At 68.7% G+C, this 22,455-nt stretch carries 16 protein-coding genes and 1 pseudogene; 14 read left to right on the plus strand and 3 right to left on the minus strand.

Features of this window, described 5'->3' with window-relative positions:
* On the minus strand, positions 1-413 hold a 413-nt coding region (locus tag KBI5_RS11360), incomplete at its 3' end, for a transposase (protein ID WP_241882827.1).
* A gap of 630 nt (positions 414-1,043) precedes the next feature.
* Positions 1,044-1,943: a MurR/RpiR family transcriptional regulator gene (locus tag KBI5_RS11365; protein WP_011436401.1), complete on the minus strand. Its 900-nt coding sequence runs from the start codon at positions 1,941-1,943 to the stop codon at positions 1,044-1,046.
* 283 nt (positions 1,944-2,226) lie between these two features.
* Between KBI5_RS11365 and KBI5_RS11370 the strand changes: the two genes are divergently transcribed.
* The 4 genes from KBI5_RS11370 to KBI5_RS11380 all read left to right on the plus strand — a co-directional run bounded on the left by KBI5_RS11370 (position 2,227) and on the right by KBI5_RS11380 (position 5,068).
* Positions 2,227-2,433: a hypothetical protein gene (locus tag KBI5_RS11370; protein ID WP_133057009.1), complete on the plus strand. Its 207-nt coding sequence runs from the start codon at positions 2,227-2,229 to the stop codon at positions 2,431-2,433.
* Positions 2,426-2,563, plus strand: coding sequence for a hypothetical protein (locus tag KBI5_RS26300; RefSeq protein ID WP_157493373.1), 138 nt, complete (start codon positions 2,426-2,428; stop codon positions 2,561-2,563). The genes KBI5_RS11370 and KBI5_RS26300 overlap by 8 nt, the downstream gene beginning before the upstream one ends.
* A 680-nt stretch (positions 2,564-3,243) precedes the next feature.
* The gene (locus tag KBI5_RS26305; RefSeq protein ID WP_157902485.1) at positions 3,244-4,221 is read left to right on the plus strand and encodes a hypothetical protein; all 978 of its coding nucleotides are present in this window, start codon (positions 3,244-3,246) and stop codon (positions 4,219-4,221) included.
* 22 nt (positions 4,222-4,243) lie between these two features.
* Positions 4,244-5,068 carry a L,D-transpeptidase gene (locus KBI5_RS11380; RefSeq protein ID WP_235463098.1) on the plus strand — a complete coding sequence of 275 codons (825 nt, stop codon included), beginning with the start codon at positions 4,244-4,246 and terminating at the stop codon, positions 5,066-5,068.
* Positions 5,069-5,133: 65 nt separating this feature from the next.
* Here the strand turns inward: KBI5_RS11380 and KBI5_RS11385 are convergent, their stop codons facing one another.
* Complete coding sequence (locus tag KBI5_RS11385) at positions 5,134-5,781, minus strand: DUF4386 domain-containing protein (protein WP_198537649.1); 648 nt, start codon at positions 5,779-5,781, stop codon at positions 5,134-5,136.
* 47 nt (positions 5,782-5,828) lie between these two features.
* On the opposite strand from KBI5_RS11385, the gene KBI5_RS11390 reads away from it, so the two are divergent.
* The 10 genes and pseudogenes from KBI5_RS11390 to KBI5_RS11435 all read left to right on the plus strand — a co-directional run bounded on the left by KBI5_RS11390 (position 5,829) and on the right by KBI5_RS11435 (position 22,409).
* On the plus strand, positions 5,829-6,164 hold the full coding sequence (locus KBI5_RS11390; RefSeq protein WP_023841243.1) for a TetR/AcrR family transcriptional regulator C-terminal domain-containing protein: 336 nt from the start codon (positions 5,829-5,831) through the stop codon (positions 6,162-6,164).
* 428 nt (positions 6,165-6,592) lie between these two features.
* Entirely contained in the window at positions 6,593-10,810 is a 4,218-nt protein-coding gene (locus KBI5_RS11395; protein WP_085015212.1) for a non-ribosomal peptide synthetase, read from the plus strand.
* A 131-nt stretch (positions 10,811-10,941) separates the two neighbouring features.
* Positions 10,942-12,009 carry an OzmP gene (locus KBI5_RS11400; RefSeq protein ID WP_198030999.1) on the plus strand — a complete coding sequence of 356 codons (1,068 nt, stop codon included), beginning with the start codon at positions 10,942-10,944 and terminating at the stop codon, positions 12,007-12,009.
* A gap of 24 nt (positions 12,010-12,033) precedes the next feature.
* Positions 12,034-14,814: a type I polyketide synthase gene (locus tag KBI5_RS28385; RefSeq protein WP_085015213.1), complete on the plus strand. Its 2,781-nt coding sequence runs from the start codon at positions 12,034-12,036 to the stop codon at positions 14,812-14,814.
* Between the two features lie 158 nt (positions 14,815-14,972).
* Positions 14,973-15,101: pseudogene (locus tag KBI5_RS11410) on the plus strand (response regulator); the annotation flags it as partial.
* Positions 15,102-15,234: 133 nt separating this feature from the next.
* Positions 15,235-16,491: a DUF2254 domain-containing protein gene (locus KBI5_RS11415; protein ID WP_241882829.1), complete on the plus strand. Its 1,257-nt coding sequence runs from the start codon at positions 15,235-15,237 to the stop codon at positions 16,489-16,491.
* Positions 16,492-16,823: 332 nt separating this feature from the next.
* Positions 16,824-17,435 carry a wax ester/triacylglycerol synthase domain-containing protein gene (locus KBI5_RS11420; RefSeq protein ID WP_035732345.1) on the plus strand — a complete coding sequence of 204 codons (612 nt, stop codon included), beginning with the start codon at positions 16,824-16,826 and terminating at the stop codon, positions 17,433-17,435.
* Positions 17,436-17,737: 302 nt separating this feature from the next.
* Complete coding sequence (locus KBI5_RS27805) at positions 17,738-17,995, plus strand: hypothetical protein (protein WP_023841238.1); 258 nt, start codon at positions 17,738-17,740, stop codon at positions 17,993-17,995.
* A 216-nt stretch (positions 17,996-18,211) separates the two neighbouring features.
* Entirely contained in the window at positions 18,212-21,307 is a 3,096-nt protein-coding gene (locus tag KBI5_RS11430) for an FAD-binding and (Fe-S)-binding domain-containing protein (RefSeq protein WP_023841237.1), read from the plus strand.
* A 43-nt stretch (positions 21,308-21,350) separates the two neighbouring features.
* Positions 21,351-22,409 (plus strand): SDR family oxidoreductase, encoded by a 1,059-nt coding sequence (locus KBI5_RS11435; protein WP_085015222.1) that lies wholly within the window; start codon positions 21,351-21,353, stop codon positions 22,407-22,409.
* Positions 22,410-22,455: the final 46 nt, after the last annotated feature.

Consider the following 22,455-nt stretch of genomic DNA (forward strand, 5'->3'; position numbering starts at 1 on the left):
CGGTTACGGACCATTCCGGCCACGGGCAGGTCTTCCACCACGATCGTTTCGTGGGACGTCGCGAGCCGGGTGGTGAGCTTGTGCGGCCCGTCGCGGCGCAGCTTCCGCAGCGACCGGGCCAGCGGCTTCGGGTTCGCCACGGTCTCACCGGTCGACAGGACGGCGAGGTGGCGCACCCCGAGGTCGACACCGACCGTCACGGCGGCACGCTGCCGCCGTGACGGGCCGGTGGGAACCTCCCGCTCGACCTCGACGGTGAACGATACGAACCAGCGGCAGGCCGTGCGCGACACCGTGGCGCCTAGGAGGCGGGCCCGACCATTCGCCAGCCGCCCGGTCAGCGCGCCCATCGGCTCGCGGACCTTCACCCGGCCGATCCGGGGCAGCTTCACATGCCGGTCGTCGGCCGGCACGCTGGTTGTTGTTCGGGTCGAGCGCGAACCGGTACGCCCGCAACGCCTTCACGCCGGTCGTCCTTCGTCCACCTGAACACGGTGCCCGTCGGGTTGGCCCGAACGGAGAAGTAGCACGTGATCAACCCGCCGAGGCCGGTCCTGAATGAGGGCTCCGCGTAGGTCTCCTCGTAAGTGTCCTACCAGGGGAAGGCCAACCGGCGGGGTGCCCTGTCGAGGACGCTGGGTGCCCGGTCGAGGACAACACGGCCGGCGAACGTGATGACCGCCAACACTCACGAGCGTTCACGAGGTCAGGTCCCAGATTCGCCGGCCGAAGGCCAGTCGAAGGATCGTGGTCACCGCAGGAGCGGGTGCGGTGGGAGGCCGGCGCACGGTTTACACGGTCTGCGTAGTTCGTGCGGTCAGCGCGGGGTGAGAGGACCGCCGCTACCGCCGCCGGCCTGCCGTGGCCGTCTCGCTGGCCGTCTCGCTGGCCGTCTCGACCGTGTATAACCAGCCAACCGCTGGACCGTTTTCCGGTCAACGAGAACGATCAGATCACCGCCGTACCGGACCGGGAGATGGCCACCCTCGCCATGGCCACCCTCGCCGTCACCCTCCGCGGGTTCACCTCCGTGATCTCGGGTGTCAGATCCGGTGTTCGGTGAGTACCTCGGCGGTGAGTTCCTGGGCTTTCTGGGCGCGGTCGGGTTGCGCGAGGTGGACGGCCACGAACAGGGCGTCGAGGACCGTCGCGTGGATGATGCGGCTGCTCATGGCCTCGACTCGATAGTTTGTTTCGCTGCTGCCGGCGACGAGGGCTACGTCGGCCAGCCTCGTCAGGGGGGATCGGAAGAAGCTGGTGAGGGCTATGGTCGTGGCCCCTGCCGCGCGCGCCGCGGCGGCGCCGGCCAGGGTTTCGCGGGTCTGCCCGGTGTGGCTGATGGCCAGGCAGGCGGAGGCGGGAGGCAGCAGGCGCGCGGCCACGTGTTGGACGTGGGCGTCGGCGGGGGCTTCGGCGAGCAGGCCGAGAGTGCGGAAGCGGTAGGCGGCGTCCTGGGCGAGCGGGGCGGACGTCCCCGCGCCGATGAGCAGGACCCGGTCAGCGCATTGCAGGGCGTCGACCGCGCGGGTGAATGCCGCGCGGTCGACGGTGCGGGTGGTCTCGGACAGGGCCGACTCGGTGCTGTGGAGGATCTTTTCCAGGATGGTGGCAGGGGAGTCGGCGTGGGTGACGGCCTCGTGGAGGCCGCGTTCGGGAGGAATCGCTTCGCCGGCGAGACGAATTTTGAGGTCGGCGAAGCCCTTGAGGCCGAGATCCTGACAGAACCGGACCACGGTCGCGACGGAGGTGCCGGTCCGGTCGGCGAGATCGGTGACGGTGAGGTGAACGATCTCCCTCGGGTCGTCGAGGATCAGCTGGCCGATCTTGCGACCGCTGGGAGTGAGAGTCGGCAGGCAGGCGCGTAGGTGCGCGATGGTGCCGCCCGGCCCGGGGGTGGGTTGGGCGGGCTCGTCGATCGTCTCGACGGCCGTCGGTCCGGTCATGGTCTCTCCCAACGTCGTCACCATCCTCGCGCTTTTCGGCTTCCAGCTTGCCGGTGGTGCGCTGTCATCTGCCGCATGGGCCGGATGAAGATCTGTTCCTTTGGTAGAAATCATACTGTATGAAAATTCTATCCATCTAATGCATTCCGTTAAGAGGATGTTTCCTTCTGTCTCCGTCTCTCAGCCCTGCCCCCGCTGAGCCCGTTGACCGTCTGCCGTAAGCGAGGAGAGATATGAAGCTGAGCACCGACCGCATCGTGACCGCCCACGTCGGCAGCCTGCCGTGCCCAGGATGCTGGCCGAAGAGGTGCTCCAGCGGGAGCATCACGACCCGACCCCGGAGCGGGCACAGCGGCTGCCGGGAACCATCYGCCAGGCGGCCGCCGAGGCGGTGCGCCGCCATGCCGAGGTCGGCATCGACGTCGGCAACGATGGCGAGATGATCAAGATCGTCTATGCCACCTACGTCAAGGAGCGGCTGAGTGCCTGAGCGCCTGAGTGGCTTCGACGCGACCGCCGGGGCCAGGCCCATCCCGCCGAAGGCACCCGATCATGACCAGCGTCCCGCCGCCAACCGGGCCGTTCCCCGCACCCGACGCGTACTGCGACTCACCCGCTGAGCATCGACCGCATCGCGGCCGAGTTCGGGGGACGGCCACCGTGGCGGACGGGTCCCTGCTGCCGTGTCGGTCGTACAGTTCCGATCCGGAACTGTACTCGGGAGAACAGCACCTGACCGGGCACAACCCGGGCCGTCGCCAACTCCAGGGTCTGGCGAGTACTGCACACCGACCACCGGCGTCCGCTCCCGACCCGTCGGACGGAATTCTCCGTGATCTGGGYGCTCTATTTCTATTCCCCGAGTTCTGCGTAGCCCTCCTTATCACCCTCCTGGTTCTGGCGGTGCCGGGTGGACCCGGCCCAGGCCRACCTCGTTTACCGCACCCACCATTCCGGCGCGCTGGCGGCCATCGTCCTGCACACCACATCCGCGTACCTGGCCCGTTCGGAGAGCCCGACATAATCGTATCGCCGTCCTCACCTGTCCTGGTGAGGACAGGTGAGTCGGAAGATACCGGCCGAACAACTTTCGCCGGCGCCTCCTGGTGGGTACGAAAAAATCCTCTGCACACACGGCACGGACGGACCGTCCGCGCCCGGTTCCCGCCGCCGTGTTAGCCCGGACGGGGTACCTGGTGAGATCGTGCGGGGTAGCACGAGGACGTCGCAGAGTACTGTCGCCAGGGCGATTCAACGTACACGTACGCCGATAAATTACGCAGGGAAGGGGCGTCCCGCCATGCGCTCGCGAAAAATGTATTTTGCCGCCGTCGGTGCTGCCGGCGCCCTGGCCGCCGCCGTGGCCGGTCCAGCCGGTGCCGCGTTCCCCGACGGGGTGCCCGGTTCCAGTCAGGTCACGCTCCCGGGCGGCTTCGCCCTGCGGCCAGATCTCGACGTGAGTATCGACAACGTCGTCGTCAACCCGACCCCGCCTCATATCGTCGCGCAGATCAACCCGTTGTTCCGCGCCTACTCGATCGGGGCGGCCGACATCAACCGGATCCAGAGCCACCTGCGGTCGCTCGACCTGCGATCGGCAGGCGGGCACGGCATGGTCTCGTGGACGCTGAAGAACGTCACCGATCATCCGGTCGCCTTCGGCTGGTTCTCGAAGGAGGGGCGGGGCGGCAACGGGGTGCTGGCGGCGGGTGCCTCGCGCACCTTGGACACGCATTCCTCCCTCGTCGTGGCCCGCGTGTTCGACCAGTCGTGGAACCCCTCACCCCAGCTGCCGACGATCGGTGTGTCGACCCACGGTCGGCCGGTGCCGGCCAGCGGACAGGGCCCGTCGACCGCGGCCACCACTACCGGCCTTACCGGCACCGGTCCTACCGGCACCGGTCCTACCGGCACCGGCCCCGTCGCCCCGGGAGCCGGTATCGTGCCGGGCACGCGGGGCGAGGCGCCCTCGTACCCGCAGGCCTCTGGTGGCGGACAGGCCTCTGGTGGCGGACAGGCCTCTGGTGGCGGACAGGCCTCTGCTGGCGGACAGACTCCCGGTACTGGGGAGTCGACCGGTGGCGGACAGATCCCCGGTACCGCGAAGGCTCCCGGAACGGGAGAAGCCCCGGCCCAGGAGACGGGCTCGACATCACCCGTAACCAGCGGCACGACACCACAGGGCTCGCCCGGGCAGCAGGGCGGCACCGGCACCAGTACCGGCACGACGGTACCGGCGACGCCGATCACGACGAACACCGTCCCCTTCACGGGATGACCGGCTCTATGGGATGACAGAGGTGACGGACGCGGGCACCCGGCGGCCTCGACCACCCGCCGGCTTGTCGGCGCCGCGCGCGTCGGCCGCGCTGATGGTCGCCGTGTGCGGGCTGCTGTTCCCGGCCGCCTGCGCGGTCGGTGGTGAGGGCATCGGCGCCGGCTCTTCGGCCACCGGTATGTCTTCGGCCATCCCCAGGTCTTCGGTAACCGCCAGGTCTTCTCGCGGCGCGGCGGCCGAGCCGGAGGCGGTGAACACGATTCTGACCGCGACCGTCGCCGGCGTGGACGTCTACCCAACGCCCATGTCCACCTGGCCCGCGTCGCGGCTGAGTAACCCGAATGAGGCGGGCGCGCCACGGGTCTTTCTCGTCACGGCGAGACTGCCCGGATGGTGGCAGGTCCTGCTGCCGATATGGCCCAACGGCAGCCGCGGATGGATCAGGGACGACCAGGTCCGCGCCAGCACCACCGCCTATCACCTGCAGGTCGTCCGCGGAGCCCACCAGTTGCGGCTGTATCGCGGGAACACGCTCATATCCCTGTTCGTGGTGGCGGTCGGAACCACGGACACGCCGACCCCCGGGGGGCGGTACTACCTGACCGAACTGCTGCGGCCGCGGAATCCGACCGGACCCTACGGGCCCTTCGCCTTCGGCCTCTCGGGCTTCTCCACCTCACTGGCCTCCTTCGAAGGCCATGCTCCGATTATCGGTCTGCATGGCACCGACCAGCCCCACACGCTGGGGCGTGACGTCAGCCACGGCTGCATCCGCCTGAGTAACAGCGACATCACCTGGTTGGCGGGCATGCTGCCCCTGGGCACGCCGGTCGACATCGTCGCCTGACCGGTCCCATCTCGACCTCGTCGGGGTCTGTCGCGGATGCGACAGACCCCGATGCCGATCTTGAATTACTCAAGGCTGAACCGGCAGCCCGGCAGCCCGGCAGCCCGGCAGCCCGGCAGCCCGGCAGCCCGGCAGCGGCTGGCCGCGGGGCAGAGCCGGTTCTGCGGGGTCGGCTGGGTGGATGCCGGCGCAGGAGCGCGAAGCCGAGGGTGGCGATCCATACTCCACCAGAGTGTGGAGCCGAGGAAGCCCGCCGATTCCCATGCGGGGACCCCGGGGATCGCGGTGGTCAGGATGTCGCCCTGGTTGAGCAGGTAGATGGCGCTTGCGACCAGGCCCAGCATGCCCACAGCGGCGGGAAGCAGACGGCGGCGGAGGATGATCACGGAGATCGTCGTCGACCAGGCGATGGCGAGCGTCTGGCCGAGGTGCTCGCCAAGCAGGGCGCCGCCGAGCTGGTGTTGTGCGAGCCAGGCGGCGTCGACGGCTGCTCGGGTCGTCGTGTCGCCGGCCATGTACTGCCGTGCCAGCGGCGGCACGACGAAAACCCAGCGCAGGAATCCGGCGAGCGCGAGCACGATCGCGGCGGAGCCGACCCAGGTCGCGGCGCGCAGGACGGGATCGTCCCGGCGACCGAGGGCCGTGGGCAGCAGCAGCGTCGGCGGTAGTAGCAGAGCGTAGGTCCAGCCGGTCGCGAACCAGGTCCAGACCAGGCCGGTGCCGCCTCGATGGAAGGACGGAAGGACGACTCGGTGGCCCGATGGACGGCCCCAACGCGCTCGCGCTCAACGAGCGGCTGCTCGCGGCGCTGGCCGACGGCGGGGTGCCGGCGGCGAACGCGGCCCGGTCCGCATATCTGCTGATCGTGTATGTGCTGGGCGCCATCGCGTTGGAGGCCGCCGAGCCGCACGAGCCGGGAACCACCGAGGCGGAGCGGATCGCCGCCCGCCGTGACGCGTTCGCTGCCGTGCCCGTCGAGCATTACCCACGCACCGCCAGCCAGATTGACGTGCTGGCCGCCTACGTCACCACCGAGCAGTTCAGCTGGGGCCTCGACCGTGTCCTTGACGGCATCGAACGCCTCATTGACCCCTGAGCGCGGGCAGTTCGTCGGCGCGGAGTCAAGGCTGTGGGATATTTTCAGTGGCGCTTCTCGCGCGTCCGCATCGAAAATCTTGTCGGGATTTCAGCGGTACCTCCTGGCCGGGCGGTGAACGGCCAATGAATCGGTCGGAATGGCGTCGGAATGGCGTCGGAATGAAGGTGGATAAAGCCGCTGTTCGGTGCTGCTCGATCGCCATCTCGAATGAATCGATAGCGCTGTGTAATAAGTGTTGACGACCTTCGTGGCGTGGGCCACAGTACCGGTTGAAAGTGGTGCTCGGCAGGTTGACCTGCTCGTGGCGACGAGAGGAAGCCGTTTCGAATTCCAGTAGTCTGGGCCAGGTCGGCTTTCCACATAGCCTCGCCGTGGGGCCAGACCTCCGGTCGGAAAAGTCGACCCAACGTTACGAGAGGCTCGATATGCACAACCCGGAAGGGCGCGGCACCTCGCCAGGTCCGGTGGCGCCGACGAGCGCGCGCCGCCTCGGGTCGGGAGCCGTGCGGTCGGGCGGAGACGTGGAAAGGATTCCGCTGTCGGCGGTGCAGCACRCAATGCTGTTGCACAGTGGCAGCGCTCCCGGCGAGGGATTCTACGTTCTGCAGAAGTTGTTCACGTTGCGGGAGCAGCTGAATCTGGCGGTGTTCGAGCAGGCACTGCGGGACCTGTTCGACTGGCATCCGATGCTGCGGACCAGGCTTCTGCTGGACCATCCGGACGGTCCGAGCCAGGTGGTCAGCAGTGATGTCGATGTGTCCTTGCCCGCGCGGGACTGGAGGCAGTTGGACAGCGCAACTCGGCAACAGAGCCTGCGCGAATACCTCGACGATGACAAGCGCCGGTCCTTCGATTTCGCGGCCGGGCCCCCGATGCGGTTCGCGGTCTTCCGCATGGATAATCATGAATACGAGTTCGTCTGGACGACCCATCATGCACTGATGGACGGGCGCTCCCTTTTCATGGTGAGCGCGGAACTCTTCGAACGGTACGATCACCTGCTCGTCGGGCGCCGGGCCGAGCGTCCCCGTCCGCGCCCGTACCGGGACTACGTCGCCTGGCTGGCCGAGCAGGACCTTGTCGCAGCGGAGTCGTTCTGGCGTGCCGATCTGGCTGGTGTTACGGAGCCCACGCCATTCGTCGTCGACGTGGTCCGCGTCCCCGACCCCGGTGAGAACGTCCTGACGGCCGTGGAGACCGAGCTTTCGGAAGAGATGACCAGGGCACTGGAACTCCTGGTCCGTGAGCAACAGGTAACCGCTAATAACGTCGTGCAGGCGGCGTGGACGGTCCTCCTGCAACAGCTCAGTGGCCGCCATGACGTAGTATTCGGTACAACCCGGGCATGTCGCGGATTCCTGGACGGCGCCCAGGACATGCTTGGTCTCTTTCTCAATACGCTGCCATTCCGCGTCGTCGCCCCGAGCACGATGACCGTGATCGAGCTGCTGAAGCGGCTGCGACGGCATCAGCTGGCGCTGCGAGAGTTTGAGCACACCTCGCCGACCCGTATCCACACCTGGAGTGATATTCCGGCCTCGCTCCCGATGTTCGAGAGTCTGCTCATCTTTGAGAACTACCTGCCTGCTACCCGGCTGCGGTCGCTGGGGGGTTCCTGGCGGCACCGGGAATTCCGTCTGGAGGAGCAGACGAATTACCCGCTCACTCTCTATGCGAACCACGACCACCGCCTCATCCTCAGGATCGGTTATGACCGCCGCCGTTTCACCGACAAGACGGTAGAACGGATGGGATCCCAGGTTCGGCGGTTGTTGGAGGCGATGGTTGCCGCCCCGGAGGTCCCCCTCGGTGCGCTTCCGAAACTTGCCCCGGAGGAGCTGGCCGGCCGGCGGACGAAGGGACTGGCCGGGCCGGTCGGACCGGTTGAGCCGGTTGAGCCGGGGGAGCCGGGGGAGCCGGGGGAGCCGGCTGGAGTTGTCGAGCACGAGACCGACTGGGTACGGCGCCTGATGTCCGTCGAGCCGCTCGACCTCCCGCGCCGTAATCCGGTCGCGGATCCGCCGCACCGGTACCGGGATATCCGATTCCCCGTCCCCGCTGATCTCGCCGGCGTGGAGGAGAAGATGGCCGCACGGGATGGTGACGGCCGGGGGCGCGATAGGTCCGAATGGTTGCTCACGGTGCTGCTGGCCTTCCTGGTTCGATTCAGCGGTGCGGACGGTCCGGACGTCGACCTGTCGTGGGAAGCCGAATCCGACGCCTCGGGCGGGGATGGCATACCGCTTGCCCGCCATCGGCCGTTCCGGGTGCCCTCGCTCAACGAGAGCCGGGGTTTCCTGGAGTTCCGCCGTGAGGTGGCCAGGCAGCTCCGCCTGTTCAGCGGGCGTAGCGGCCACCCCCGCGACCTAGGGGTTCGTCACGCGGAGCTACGTGCGTGCGCGCCATGGGCCGAGCGCGGCATGCCGGTCGCCGTCGAGCTGGTTGACAATCTCGATGTCGCTGCCGAGCCGCGGTCCGCGACCGTGCTGTTCGCGCAGATCCCGCGAGACGGTGAGGGATGCCGCTGGCTCATCGCCGAGAACGTCCTGCAAACTGGTGCGGCCGACACGATGCGCTCCATGTTCGTCGCGTTCCTCGAGGCCCTCACGGGCTCCGCGACGGCCGATCTGACCCAGCTCCCGCTATTGTCGCCCGAGGACACGCAACGTGTGCTTGTCACCTGGAACGACACGGACGCCGACTACCCGCGCGACCTGTGCGCGCATCAGTTGTTCATACGGCAGGCACGTAGCCGTCCCGAGGCACCCGCCGTCGTCTGCTCTGATCGCAGTCTCTCGTACGGCGAACTTGATCGACGGTCGACGCGCCTCGCCGCGTTCCTCGGTCGCCACGGCATCGGTCCCGGCAGCCTTGTCGGCATCTACCTCGAGCGGTCGGAAGAAATTGTTGTCGCTGTACTCGGCGTGATGAAATCCGGAGCGGCCTTTGTGCCGTTGGATCCGGTGTATCCACCCGACCGCATCACTCAGATGCTCACCAGTTCGGGGTCGACACTGCTGCTCACCCGGACGAGTTTGGAGCCCGATGTCCGGGACTGCCCGGCGACCGTCGTCACGCTCGATCAGTACTGGGATGTGATCGCGACAGCCGGGGGCGGTCCGGGCGAGGAACATGACGAGGAATCTGACGAGGAAAAATATGACCGAGGGTCACCGGAGGGTCGTGCTTATGTAATCTACACGTCGGGGTCGACCGGCCGGCCCAAGGGGGTGGATGTCGGCCACCGGGCCCTGACGAACCTTCTGTGCTCGATGGCGCGGACTCCAGGATTTACCGAGTACGACCGCCTGCTGGCGGTGACCACGGTCTGCTTTGACATCGCCTACCTCGAGCTTCTCCTGCCGCTGGTGACAGGCGGGCAGGTCGAGGTGGTACCCGCCGATGTCGCCAGTGACGGGTTCGAACTGCGGAGACGGATCGAGCGGAGCCGCCCGACGGTCATGCAGGCGACCCCGGCGACCTGGCGGATGCTGATCGCCGCGGCCTGGGAGGGTGACCGTGGCCTGACGGCCCTGTGCGGAGGCGAACAGCTGCCTCGCGACCTCGCTGACGGCCTTCTCGCGCGGGTTGCGAAGGTGTGGAACCTCTACGGCCCGACCGAGACGACGATCTGGTCCTCGGTCGACCGCGTGGAGCCGGGTCGGCAGGTTACGATCGGGCGACCGATCGCCAATACCCGGTTTTACGTCCTCGACAGATGGCTTCAGCCGGTGCCGCCCGGGGTACCCGGCGAGCTGTACATCGGTGGGGACGGGGTGGCCGCGGGCTATCTCGGCGAGCCGGAGCTCACCCGGGAAAGGTTCGTCCGAGACCCGTTCGGACCGGACGAGTCCGCCGTCATGTACCGGACCGGGGACATCGTGCGCCACTTGCCCGACGGCCGGATTGACTACCTCCACAGGGTCGACAACCAGGTCAAGCTGCACGGATATCGCATCGAACCCGGTGAGATCGAAGAAGCTCTGCGCCGGCATGACGGCATCGCTGAGGCGGTGGTCTGCCCACGCGACATCGCCCCCGGTAACCGCCAGCTGGTGGCCTACCTCGTCTCGGCCGAATCCGGCCTCGGCGCGCGGCCGGAGGAACTCCGGCGGTACCTACGTACCCGACTACCTCCCTACATGATCCCGGCTGCGTTCGTGACCGTGACACGTCTGCCGCTGACAGCCAACGGCAAGATCGATCGTCGGTCCCTACCGGGGCCGCCTGAGGTTCTCCCGCCCGCAGGCGGAGAGCGGGTCCTGCCCCGTAGCGAGCTCGAGGCGGCAGTCGCCAGCATCTGGCGGGGTGTCCTGGGGGTGCCGGAGGTCGGAATCGACGAGAACTTCTTCGACGCCGGCGGTAACTCGTTGCTGCTCATGCAGGTTCTGATCCGGCTTCAGGCGGAGCTGTCCGAGTCGCTTACGCGGGTCGACATGTTCGCCTATCCGACTGTCCGGGGACTGGCGGCATACTTGTCCACCGCTGCGCCACGCCGGTCCGGTGACGCCGGATCCGGCGCGCCACACCCTCCCGGACGAGCTGGGGCACCCGAAGAATCCGGGGGGCGTTCCCGGTCAGCACTCGCGGGCCTCAGGCGCAGACGTGGTGGTCTCAGCTCCCGCCAGCCACCCGGCGCATGAGGCACCCGGCGCATGAGGCGGGCCCGTCGGCGACGCGTTCGAAAACTCGGCTGGGAAGGTGAGGAATGGTCCGCTGCAAGATCTGTTCACTGAACGCTGGTCATCCGGGAATATCACTTGACAATGATGGCGTGTGCAACCTGTGTAGCCTCGACGTCGCGGTCGAGATGTTCGAGAACTTCACCTACGTGTCCAGAACCTACGAGGAGTTCGCGAACAGCGGGCCGAACGAGCGTGGTCCCTACGACTGCCTGCTGATGTACAGCGGTGGCAAGGACAGCACGTACATGCTGGACAAGTTCGTGAACGAGTACCATAAAAGAGTCGTCTCCTACACCTTCGAAATTCCCTTCGAGAGCAGCCATGCCGCAGCGAACATGCGGCTTGCCCAGGAGAGGATCCCGGCCACCTTCGTCACCGACCGGTCCGACAAGATAAAGGACATGATGAGGGAGGTGTTCAACCGACCGGTCCCGGAGCGGCCGGGTAAGTACCTGGACGAGAAACTTCCCTGTGTCTCGTGCCGGTCATTCTTTGTCATCCGGGCAATCCTGCACGCGTGGCGGAACAACATCCCCTACATCATCCTGTGCGCGGACCCGCAACAGACGCTCACGATGGAGTCGAACGTCCGGAAGATCGTTAAGAACTTCTACCAGATCTTCGGCCGGGACCGGACCGGCGAGTTCTTCTCGGGCGGGCTGGAGGAACTACTGTTCGCCGACGAGCGTGAGCTGCCGAAGATTGTCTTTCCCTTCGTCGCCCTACGCGACGAATACGACCCCGACCGGATCGTCGCGGAGCTGAAGGCGAAAGGAATTTACGAATCCTCGCCATTCGAGACCCACTGCACGCTTTTTCCGCTACTCAACTACTACTCGTTCAGGAATTGGGGCTGTATGTTCTACAAGCTGAACGCGTCGAGTTATGTGCGGGCGGTCAACCGAAACAAGGACTACGACCGGTCCACCTACAGTGTCAAGTTCCCCCGATCGGTCGATGTGGCCGAGGTCGAGGACCGACTCAGGGCGATCGTGTTCGAGATCGCGGCAGGGGAGGGGGACCCCGGCGCGCACGAGGAGGCCCTCGTCGAGGTGTTCAAGCAGCTTGATGCCGGCGAGGACGCCGCCCGGTATGTCGCCCGTAGTTTCCTCGACCTGCGTACCGTGGCCGCGGACATGGGCATCCGACTCGACTGAGAGTCTGCGCTGAAGGGGGAGACGATGGAACGACCAGACGACGTCCGGGATTCCGACATCGCTATTATCGGGATGGCGTGCCGTTTTCCCGGGGCCGATACCGTCGAGGAATTCTGGCAGAATCTGTGTGACGGGCGTGAGACCACCACCTTCTTCACCGAGGCCGAACTGCTGRCAGCCGGCGTCGGCCCCGCACTCGTGGCGGACCCGCGCTATGTGCGGGCCGGGCAGATACTGGCCGACATCGAGATGTTCGACGCCGAGGTCTTCGGGATCACGAGCGAGGAGGCGGAGCTCCTGGACCCACAGCAACGGCACTTCCTCGAATGCGCGCTCACGGCGCTTGAGAACGCCGGTTACAACCCGGACACCTGCCCCGGACCGATCGGTATCTATGCCGGCGCCGGGCTGAACACCTACCTTCTACGCAACCTCTCCGGCCGTTTCCGCCACGGGTCGACGCTGGAACGTTACCGGCTGATGATAGGCAACGACAAGGACTTCCTGGCGACGCGCGTGGCCTACAAGCTGAACCTGCGGGGCCCGGCGGTGAACGTGAACACCGCCTGCTCCACTTCGCTGGTGGCCGTCAATCTGGCCTGCCTGAGCCTGCTGGGCGGAGAGTGCGATCTTGCGTTGGCCGGAGCGGCCCATATCAAGGTGCCACAGGCCGAGGGCTACCTTTTCCAGGAGGGAATGATCCTGTCGCCGGACGGCCGGTGCCGGGCTTTCGACGCCCGAGCGCAGGGCACGATCCTCGGCAGCGGTGTCGGCATCGTGGTCCTGAAGCGGTTGGCCGACGCGCTCGCCGACGGCGACTGGATTCACGCGGTCATCAAGGGAAGCGCGGTCAACAACGACGGCGGCGCGAAGACCGGCTACACGGCTCCCAGCGTGCAGGGCCAGGCCGCCGTGATCGCCGAGGCTCAGGCTCTTGCCGGTTGCGCCGCCGAGACGATCACCTATGTCGAGGCCCACGGTACCGGCACCCCGCTCGGGGACCCGGTCGAGCTCGCCGCCCTGACCGACGTGTTCCTGCGGCAGGACGTGTTCCTGCGGCAGACAGGGGCAGGCGCCCGGTGCGCCATCGGTTCGGTCAAGACCAACATCGGCCACCTGGACGCGGCCTCCGGGATCGCCGGACTGATCAAAACCTCGCTGATGCTGCGACACCGGCGGATCGTGCCGAGCCTGCACTTCGAAAAACCCAATCCCGACATCGACTTCGACGCCAATCCCTTCCGCGTCGCCACGGAGTCCCAGGAGTGGCCGGCATCGGGCACAGCCCCGCGACGTGCCGGCGTGAGCTCGTTCGGCATTGGCGGCACGAACGCCCATGTGATTCTTGAGGAGCCGCCGCCCCGCGAACGCGAGCCCGGGGTGCCGCCTTCGGACGGCTGGCAGTTGCTGATGATCTCTGCCGGCTCGGTCGCGGCGCTCGAGGAGGCAACGGAGAATCTGGCGCGTCATCTGCGCGTGCACCGCGAGACGCTCGACCTCGCCGACGTGGCGTACACGCTCGCGGTGGGACGCCGGGCACGTGCGTACCGACGGGCGCTGGTGTGCCGGGACGTCCACGACGCCGCACTGACGCTCGCGCTCGGGGAGCCCGACCGCGTGTCCACCGGGCAGGTTGCCGACGGCGAGGCCGACGTAGTCTTCGTTTTCGCGCACCGTCTTATGGAGAACGGCGACGACACCCCTCTCGCCGGCCTGTACCGCGACGCCGCCGTATACCGCGACGTCGCTGTGTTCCGCGACGCGGTCGACCGGTGCGCGGTGGCCCTCAAGACTCTCGGGGTGAGGCCGCGGACACCCGACCCGGCGTCGTTGTTGCGTGCGCGGCATGGCGACGCCGTCGCCGCCTTCGTCGGGCAGTACGCTCTCGCCGAGCTCTGGACGGCATGTGGTGTGCGTCCGAGCGCGCTGGTGGGGTTCGGCTCGGGCGATCTGGTCGCCGCCTGCCTCGCCGGGATCTTCCCCCTCGAGTCCGCGCTCGGGCTGGCCTGGGCGCAGGCGCACGGCGAGCCGGCCGGCAACCTCACGCCAGCGGCCCCCCGGTACCCCGTGTGGTCCGCGGCAGTCAACGGTTGGCTGGACGTGGGTGCGCCGGTGCCGTCGGCGGGCTGGGTCGGGCCGCGTGACGAGACTCCCGACGCCGAGGAACGTCTCGCCCTCCTGCTCGACGGTCGGCGCGAGACATCATCCGGGCGGAAGGTTGTGCCATTGGAGATGGACCCGCGCGGCACCCGTCCCGACGCTGGCACCCGTCCCGACGACGACGCCCGACACGTGTGGCTGGCGACCGCGGGGCGCCTGTGGACAAGCGGCGTCAGCCTCGACTGGTCGGCGTTGCATGCTGGCCAGGGACATCGGCGCGTGCCCCTGCCGACCTACCCGTTCCAGCGCAGGCGCTACTGGGTCGAGGCGGACGAGCACGCGTTTCCGGCGACTGCCGGAGGAACCGATGCCGGCCCCGCGCCGGCGGAGGGGACGCTGCGCGACCGAGTGGAGACGGCACGGGACGCCGAGAGACCCGCACTTGTCATCGATTTCATCCAACATCAGGTCGCGGAAATGCTCGGACTGGACGATGCGGCACAGGTGGACCCGGATCAGAACCTCTTCACGCTGGGGCTGGACTCGCTGAATCTGATCGAGATCGCGGCACGGCTGGGTGCCGAGCTGGAGCAGGACGTCCGGGCCTCGGTCTTCACCGATCATCCGACTATCCGCGCCTACGTGGAAAAGCTGGCGGCATCGCAGGACCTGCCCGGCACCGGCCCAGGCACCCTGACGGGGTAGCCGGCGGTCCGTGGCGCGGATGCCTCCGGGACAGGCCGCCGGTGTCGTTCGACGTGTCGTGTCTCGGCATCCCGAGAGCCAACCCGCACCCGCAAGGGTGGCTCATCTGCTGGGTGGGAAGGTCGATGGTAACGGCTTGGGCGGGGCGACGATAGCCGGCTACGGGCGAGGCGGCCCTGGTGGAGGTTGCCGCGCATCCGGTGGACGCCGTTCTGCTCGACCTGATGTTGCCGGGCATGGATGGTTTGGAGGTGTGCCGTCGCCTGCGTACCTCAGGGGACCTGCCGGGCCTGGTGAGCCGCGGGCGCTGACCGTCGGCCCCCTGGAGATCCGTTGCGCGGAGGGGGTGGTCCTTCGGGACGGCCGCGACGCGCGCCTCACCTGCGGGTCAGCCGGGCAGCTGACGGGCATCTCCTGGCCATGCTGTCCGCGCGGCAACAAGGCATGTGGCGGTCCCGCGCGCGCCGGCTGTGGACCAGCTTCTGGACGATTCCGGCCCTGTGTACCGCCTTGGCGGTTGGTCTTGCCGTTTCGGTTCCCTGGCTGGATGAGCGGGGGCTGTCCGCCGCGCTGCCGTTCCTGTTCAGCGGCGGGCCGGACGGTGCACGATCCGTGTTGTCCGCGGTCGCCTCCTCCATGATCTCGTTTACCGCGCTGGTGTTCTCGATCACGATCGTGACGCTGCAGCTGACCAGTGGCCAGTTCTCGCCTCGGGTGCTGCGGACCTTCCTTCAGGATCGCCTCACCCAACTGGCACTGGGTGTCTTCGTTGCGACTTTCGTCTATGCGCTGGCGGTCCTGCGCTCGGTCCGCGGCGCGGACACGGCCCGGTCGTTTGTGCCGCGGACGGCTGTCACTCTGTCGGTTCTGCTGGTACTCATCAGCGTTGTGCTCTTCATCGCTTATATCCACCACGTGACCAATGCGGTCCGGGTGTCGCAGATCTTGGCCTCGATCGGCACGCAGACCCGCCGATGCATCGCTCRCCGCTTCGATGGCGTCGGCTCCGTATCCTCGGTACCTCTGCCGACGGCCGCGCGCAGCCCAAGATATAAGATCATAAGCGCCCCGCGGAACGGTATTATCGCCGTGGTGCGAGACCGACCGGTGGTTCGGGCTGCCTCGCAGGCTAATTGTCTGGTTGTGCTCGTGCCAAAGATCGGTGATTTCGTTGCTGCCGGGATGCCGCTGTTCACCGTGCACGATGGCCCCGCCGACGGCCTCCGCGGAGACCTCGACCGGCAGGCCGTGATTGACGCGGTGGATATCGAGATCGAGCGGAGCATGGAGCAGGACATTGCGTTCGGCTTCCGGCAGCTGGCCGATATCGCGGAACGCGCCCTGTCACCAGCCATGAACGACCATACGACCGCGGTGGCGGCGGTCGATCAGGTGCATGATCTGCTACGCCGGCTTGTCACGCGGCACCTGACGCCCCGGGCCCATACTGACCGGGACGGCCAGCCGCGGCTCGTGGTGCCGGAACCCGATCTCGAGGACTACCTGCGGATCGGCGTGGACGACATTAGCCGGTGGGCGCAGGACTCCCCACGGGTGCTCTCCCGGCTGCGCCTCATGCTGCGCGACGTGTACGAGCAGGCTCGGCCTGAGCACCGGGCGCGCATCGCTTGCCGCGTCACCCGCTTGGAGCGCCGCCTCGCCGCCAGGAAAGGCTGACCGGGACGGCTAGATGTCCCGTTGCATCCCCTCCCGTGACTGCCCAGACGTCACCTTCTCACCGCCGGTGAACGTCGCCGATGGGTGTGCTGATGGATGAGGTGTGCGATCGGGGATGCTTGGCGGTTGCCGCGGTCAGTGGTGGCGGTCCTCGTACTGCGCGGCTGTGGTGACGTCTCGGGGATAGGTGCGTAGCGCCCGGAGACCGACGAGGCCGGCGGCCACCATGGGAGCCATCATGATCAGGAAGGTGAGTTGCAGGCCCCGGCGGGGCGGGGGCGCGAGCTCGTCCGGAGGGGCCGGGATACAGCCAGCCGCGGGAACGGCGCCGAATGCCCGCGACCGATGCCTTCTTCCTCGAGGTGGAAGGCCCCCGCAGCCCGCAGCAGGTCGGGGGCGTCGCGGTTCTGAGACTCCTCCCCGGCAGCTCCTCGCCCACGCTCGCCGACATCCGCGCCCATGTCGCTCGGCGCCTGGCGGATATTCCCCCGATGTTGCGACGAGTCGTGTCGCCGGGGCCGTTGTCCGGCTACAGATGGGAACTGGCCCGGAGTATCGACCTGTCCTGGCATGTCCGCGAGGTGACCCGGCAGCCCGGAGCCGTGCGGCCGGATTCGCTGTCCGCCTCGCCCGCGCCCGCGCGATGGGCGGCCGTGACCACCGGCATGGTGCGGCTCGGGCTGGACGGAGCCGCGCCCCCCTTCCCCTGGTCTGGGCGATCGGGACCGGCTCGCCGGGTGCGGATGGTGCGGCTGCGACTGCCCGAGGTTCGGGCAGTCGCGCGGGCCGCGAACGCCCGCGTGACCGACGTCCTGCTCGCCATGGTGGCACAGGCTGGCCCAGCTGCTGGCCGAGCAGGGCCAGCCGTGCGGTGCGGCGGTCCGTGCCATCACGCCGATCTCTCTGCGCACGACAGGCACCGCCATCGGCGACGACCTGGGTAACGCGACCACGGCGGTGCAGCTTGACCTGCCGCTCGACCCGATGCCAGTGTCCTGGCGGTTGCGGGCGATTACCGCCGGTGGCCGGCGGGCGCGGCGCCCGGGGCGGATCCTCGCGGCCGGCGCGGCCCTGCGGGTGATAGGTGCCCTGCCGGCGCCGCTGCGCGGACCCGCGGCTCGCAGCGTCTATCAGGGTCGGCATATTGGAATGATCGTATCGAACCTTCCAGGCGCGGCGGGCCCGCGGGAGTTCGTCGGCCTGCCACTGCTCGACACCTACCCGCTGGTCCCCCCTCGCCGAAGGCGTGCCGCTTGCGGTGGGGGCACTCGGCTGGCAGGACGAACTCTGCCTCTCGGTGACGACGGATCCCAGCCTTGTGCCGCCGACGGCGGACCTGGCCGGGCGGCTGTCCGCCGGGCTGGACCAGCTGCGTCGCGAGGTGAGCGCCCCGGCGCGCGCCCCTGGGACGGGGTCCGCCTCGGCCGGCTACCAGGGGCGCCCAATCTCGATCGAGTGGGCTGGCCGCGGCTGGCGTCGCCCGGGCGATGCCGGTGACCCGTAAGGACGGCGTGTAGCCGGGAGCGGCCGTGGGTGGGGGCGGATGGTTGGCCGGTCGCCGGTGCGGGAATGGCCGAGGCGGTGGCCTGTCGAGTGCCTGACGGAGAGTGCCTGACGGAGAGTCGGTGCGGGACGCTCGCAGGAGAGGGGTGGGTATGCGCGACTTCCCGATCGACCTGGGGATCAGGCCTGGCGCGGGAATGGGCGCGGGGCGGCCGATATGACCGCGGTCCGGCTTCCTGACCCGGTACGGCGGGTCCGGGCGATGCGTTCTGGTGGTGTGAGYGCGGCGGCGTTGGAGCGGGATCTGGCGGCGCGGGTGGATGGTGAGGTGCGGTTCGACGCCGGCACCCGGGGGGCGTATTCGACGGACGCGTCCAATTTCCGGCAGGTGCCGATCGGGGTGGTGGTACCGAGGTCGGTGGAGGCGGGTGCCGAGGCGGTCGCGGTGTGCCGGGAGCATGACGCGCCGGTGCTGTCGCGGGGTGGGGGGACGAGCCTGGCGGGGGAGTCGACGAACGCGGCGGTGATGATTGACTGGTCGAAGTACTGCACCGGGCTGTTGTCGGTGGATCCGGATGGCCGGCGGTGCGTGGTGGAGCCGGGCGTTGTACTGGACCATCTCAACGACCTGCTGTCGCCGCATGGGCTGCGGTTCGGGCCGGAGCCGGCCACGCACAACCACTGCACCCTCGGCGGGATGATCGGGAACAACTCGTGCGGGTCGACGGCACAGCGGGCCGGCAAGGTGGTGGACAACATCGCCCGCCTGGAGGTGCTGCTGTATGACGGGACCCGGATGTGGGTGGGGGAGACATCCGACGATGAGTATGTCGAGACCGTGCGTGCGGGAGGCCGTCGGGCGCAGGTGTACCGGCAGGTGCGGGAGCTGCGGGACCACTATCTGGCCGAGATCCGGCGGTGCTATCCGGAGGTGCCGCGGCGGGTGTCCGGCTACAACCTGGACAGCCTGCTGCCAGAAAAGCACTTCCATGTCGCGCGGGCCTTGGTCGGCAGCGAGTCGACGTTGGTCACGGTGCTGCGGGCCGAGCTGGAACTGGTGCCGGTGGTGCCGGCACAGTCGCTGGTCGTGCTCGGCTACCCGGACATCGCCGCGGCCGGGGACGCGGTACGGCGGGTGCTGCCGCACGACCCGATCGCGTTGGAGGGCCTGGACGACAGGCTGATCCACTTCGAGCGGGAGAAGCACCTGTACCCGGAGGCGTTGGCGCTGCTGCCCGAGGGATCGGCCGGCTGGCTGCTCGTGCAGTTCGGCGGCCAGACAACCGAGGAGGCCGACCGCAAGGCCCGGGCGATGCTGGACGACCTGTGCTCCTCGCCGCATCCGCCGGTGGCGTCGTTCTTCGACGACCCGGCCCGGGAGGCCGAGCTGTGGGAGGTGCGGGAGGCGGGACTGGGCGCGACTACCCGGGTGCCGGGCCTGCCGGATACCTGGCCCGGGTTCGAGGACAGCGCGGTCAGCCCGGACCGGCTCGGCGACTACCTGCGCGACCTACGCAAGCTGTACGGCGAGTTCGGGTTCTCCGAGGCGTCGCTCTACGGCCATTTCGGGCAGGGCTGCGTGCACAGCCGGATCCCGTTCGACCTGGTCACCGCCTCTGGGGTGGGCAGCTATCGGGAGTTCTTGGAACGGGCCGCGGACCTGGTCGCCTCCTATGGTGGGTCGCTGTCCGGGGAGCACGGCGACGGCCAGCAGCGCGGCGAGCTGCTGCCGAAGATGTTCGGCGCGGACATCGTCCGCGCGTTCGGTCAGTTCAAGGCGATTTTCGATCCGGGGAACCGGATGAACCCCGGCAAGGTCGTGGCTCCCTATCCGATTGACGACAAACTGCGGCTGGGCGCGGACTGGGAACCCGCCGAGACGGAGACCTTCTTCCGCTACCCACATGACGGGGGCAGTTTCAGCCGGGCGGTGCTGCGCTGCGTCGGGGTCGGCCGCTGCCGCCGCGAGGGCGGCGGTGTGATGTGCCCGTCCTACATGGTCACCCGGGAGGAGGAGCATTCGACTCGGGGCCGAGCCCGGCTGCTGTTCGAGATGCTGGCGGGCCACCCGGACTCGCCGATCCGCGACGGCTGGCGCTCGACAGCGGTGCGCGACGCGCTCGACCTGTGCCTGGCCTGCAAGGGCTGCAAGAGCGACTGCCCGGTGAACGTGGACATGGCCACCTACAAGGCCGAGTTTCTGGCCCACCACTATGCGGGGCGCATCCGGCCGCTGGCTCATTACTCGATGGGATGGCTGCCGCTGGCCGCCAGGCTCGCTTCCCTGGCGCCCCGGACGGTGAACGCGCTCGCGACCGCGCCCGGGCTCACCGACCTGGTGAAGCTCGCCGGCGGGGTGGCCCGGGCACGGGCCATCCCGCCGTTCGCGTCCGAGTCCCTGCAGGCCTGGTACGCCCGGCGCGGGCCGCGAGGATCCGGCCGGCGGGGCGAGGTGGTGCTCTGGCCGGACACCTTTACCAACCGCTTCCACCCGCACATCGGGCAGGCGGCGATCGAGGTGTTGGAGGACGCCGGCTGGCGGGTCGTGACGCCCGGCGGGACGGTGTGCTGCGGCCTGACCTGGATCTCCACGGGCCAGCTGGCCACCGCGCAGCGGGTGCTGCGGCGCACGACCCGGCTGCTGCATCCGTACCTGCGGGCCGGGACGCCGATCGTCGGGCTCGAACCGAGCTGTACGGCGGTCTTCCGCTCAGACGCCGAGGAACTGTTCCCGCGCGACCCCGACGTCTCCCGGCTGCGCCAGCAGACCCTGACCTTCGCCGAGCTGCTGTACGACCGAACGCCCGGCTGGCAACCTCCGTCGCTGGGCCGGCCCGCGATGGTCCAGACCCACTGCCACCAGCACGCGGTGCTGGGTTTCAACGCGGACACCGCGCTGATGCGCGAGATGGGGATGGACCCGCGGGTGCTGGACTCGGGCTGCTGCGGACTCGCGGGCAACTTCGGCTTCGAGCGGGGCCACTACGACGTGTCACAGGCCTGCGGGGAGCGGGTGCTGTTTCCCGCCCTGCGCGACGCGCCCGACGGCGCCTTGGTCTTGGCGGACGGCTTCAGCTGCCGCACACAGATCGAGCAGGGCGAGGCCGGTGGGCGGCAGGCCGTCCATCTCGCCGAAGTGGTGGCCATGGCCCGGTTCGGCGACGTGCCGGCAGCCCGGCCGGAGCAGGCTGTCGAGCGGCCCTCGTCGCCACGGGCCGCGTCGCTGGCGGTATTGCCCGGTCTCGGCGTTGCCGCGGCGGCCGCAGGCGGCCTGGCCGCCCGCGCCGCGGGACAGCGGATCCGTGACCACTGAATATCCCGGCACTGGACGTATCGCGGCACTGGACGGAGGGATGATGCGGAGATCAGCTGACCAGCCGGGCGGCCGGCGCGGAGTGGTGGTGGTCACCGGGGGTTCGGCGGGGCTCGGTCGGGCGATCGTCCGGCAGTTCGCGCGCCGCGGCTACGACGTGGGTGTCCTGGCCCGTGGCGAGGATGGTCTGGCCGGTGCGGTAGCGGACGTGGCGGCGGCGGGCCGGCGCGGCCTCGCGCTGCCCGCGGACGTCGCCGACGCCGCGGGCGTGCAGGAGGCCGCCGAGCGGGCGCGCGCGGAGCTGGGGCCGGTCGACGTCTGGGTCAACAACGCGATGGCCAGCGTCTTCGCTCCCTTTCCCCAGATCACCCCGGAGGAGTTCGAACGCGCCACAGTCACCACCTACCTGGGCCATGTCAACGGAACCCGTGCGGCGCTGCGGCACATGATGGCACGTGACCACGGGGTGATCATCCAGGTGGGTTCCGCCCTCGCCTTCCGCGGTATCCCGTTGCAGTCGGCCTACTGCGGCGCCAAGCACGCCATCGTCGGCTTCACCGAGTCGGTGCTGACCGAACTGCTGCACGACGGCAGCAACGTGCGGGTTGTGATGGTACACATGCCCGCGCTCAACACCGTCCAGTTCAACTGGGTGTGCTCCCGGCTGCGTCACCACCCGCGGCCCGTCCCGCCGATCTACCAGCCCGAGGTGGGCGCGCGTGCGGTGGTCCACGCGGCCGAGCACCCACGGCGCAGCATGTGGGTCGGCGTCTCCACCGTCGCCACCATCCTTGGCAACCGGATCGCGCCCGCCCTGCTGGACCGCTACCTCGCCCGCACCGGCTACGCCAGCCAGCAGGCACCCGACGACCACAACCCGATGCTCGGCGAGAACATCTTCTACCCGGTGCCCGGCGACCACGGCGCGCACGGCGATTTCGACGACCGCGCCCACGCCCACAGCCCGGAACTCTGGCTCAGCCAGCACCGCCGCGGGGTGCTCGCCGCCGTGGTCACCGCGGCCGCCGTGGTCACCGCGGCCGGCATGGGAGTCGGGGCCGGCATGGGAGTCGGGGCCGACCGGATGCCCCGGCACCGGTAGGGGGCCGGCGACGGGCGCGCCGGGCCAGCCTGTTGATCTTTCGGTT

Origin of the sequence: Frankia sp. KB5 (assembly GCF_002099325.1) — a bacterium.
In the GTDB taxonomy this organism is placed as follows: Bacteria; Actinomycetota; Actinomycetes; order Frankiales; family Frankiaceae; genus Frankia; species Frankia casuarinae.

Excerpts from the sequence above, each read along its gene's own strand:
- KBI5_RS11365 (WP_011436401.1), bottom strand. The coding sequence starts at position 1,943 with ATGACCGGACCGACGGCCGTCGAGACGATCGACGAGCCCGCCCAACCC.
- KBI5_RS26305 (WP_157902485.1), top strand. The coding sequence starts at position 3,244 with ATGCGCTCGCGAAAAATGTATTTTGCCGCCGTCGGTGCTGCCGGCGCC.
- KBI5_RS11390 (WP_023841243.1), top strand. The coding sequence starts at position 5,829 with ATGGACGGCCCCAACGCGCTCGCGCTCAACGAGCGGCTGCTCGCGGCG.
- KBI5_RS11420 (WP_035732345.1), top strand. The coding sequence starts at position 16,824 with ATGCCCGCGACCGATGCCTTCTTCCTCGAGGTGGAAGGCCCCCGCAGC.
- KBI5_RS11435 (WP_085015222.1), top strand. The coding sequence starts at position 21,351 with ATGCGGAGATCAGCTGACCAGCCGGGCGGCCGGCGCGGAGTGGTGGTG.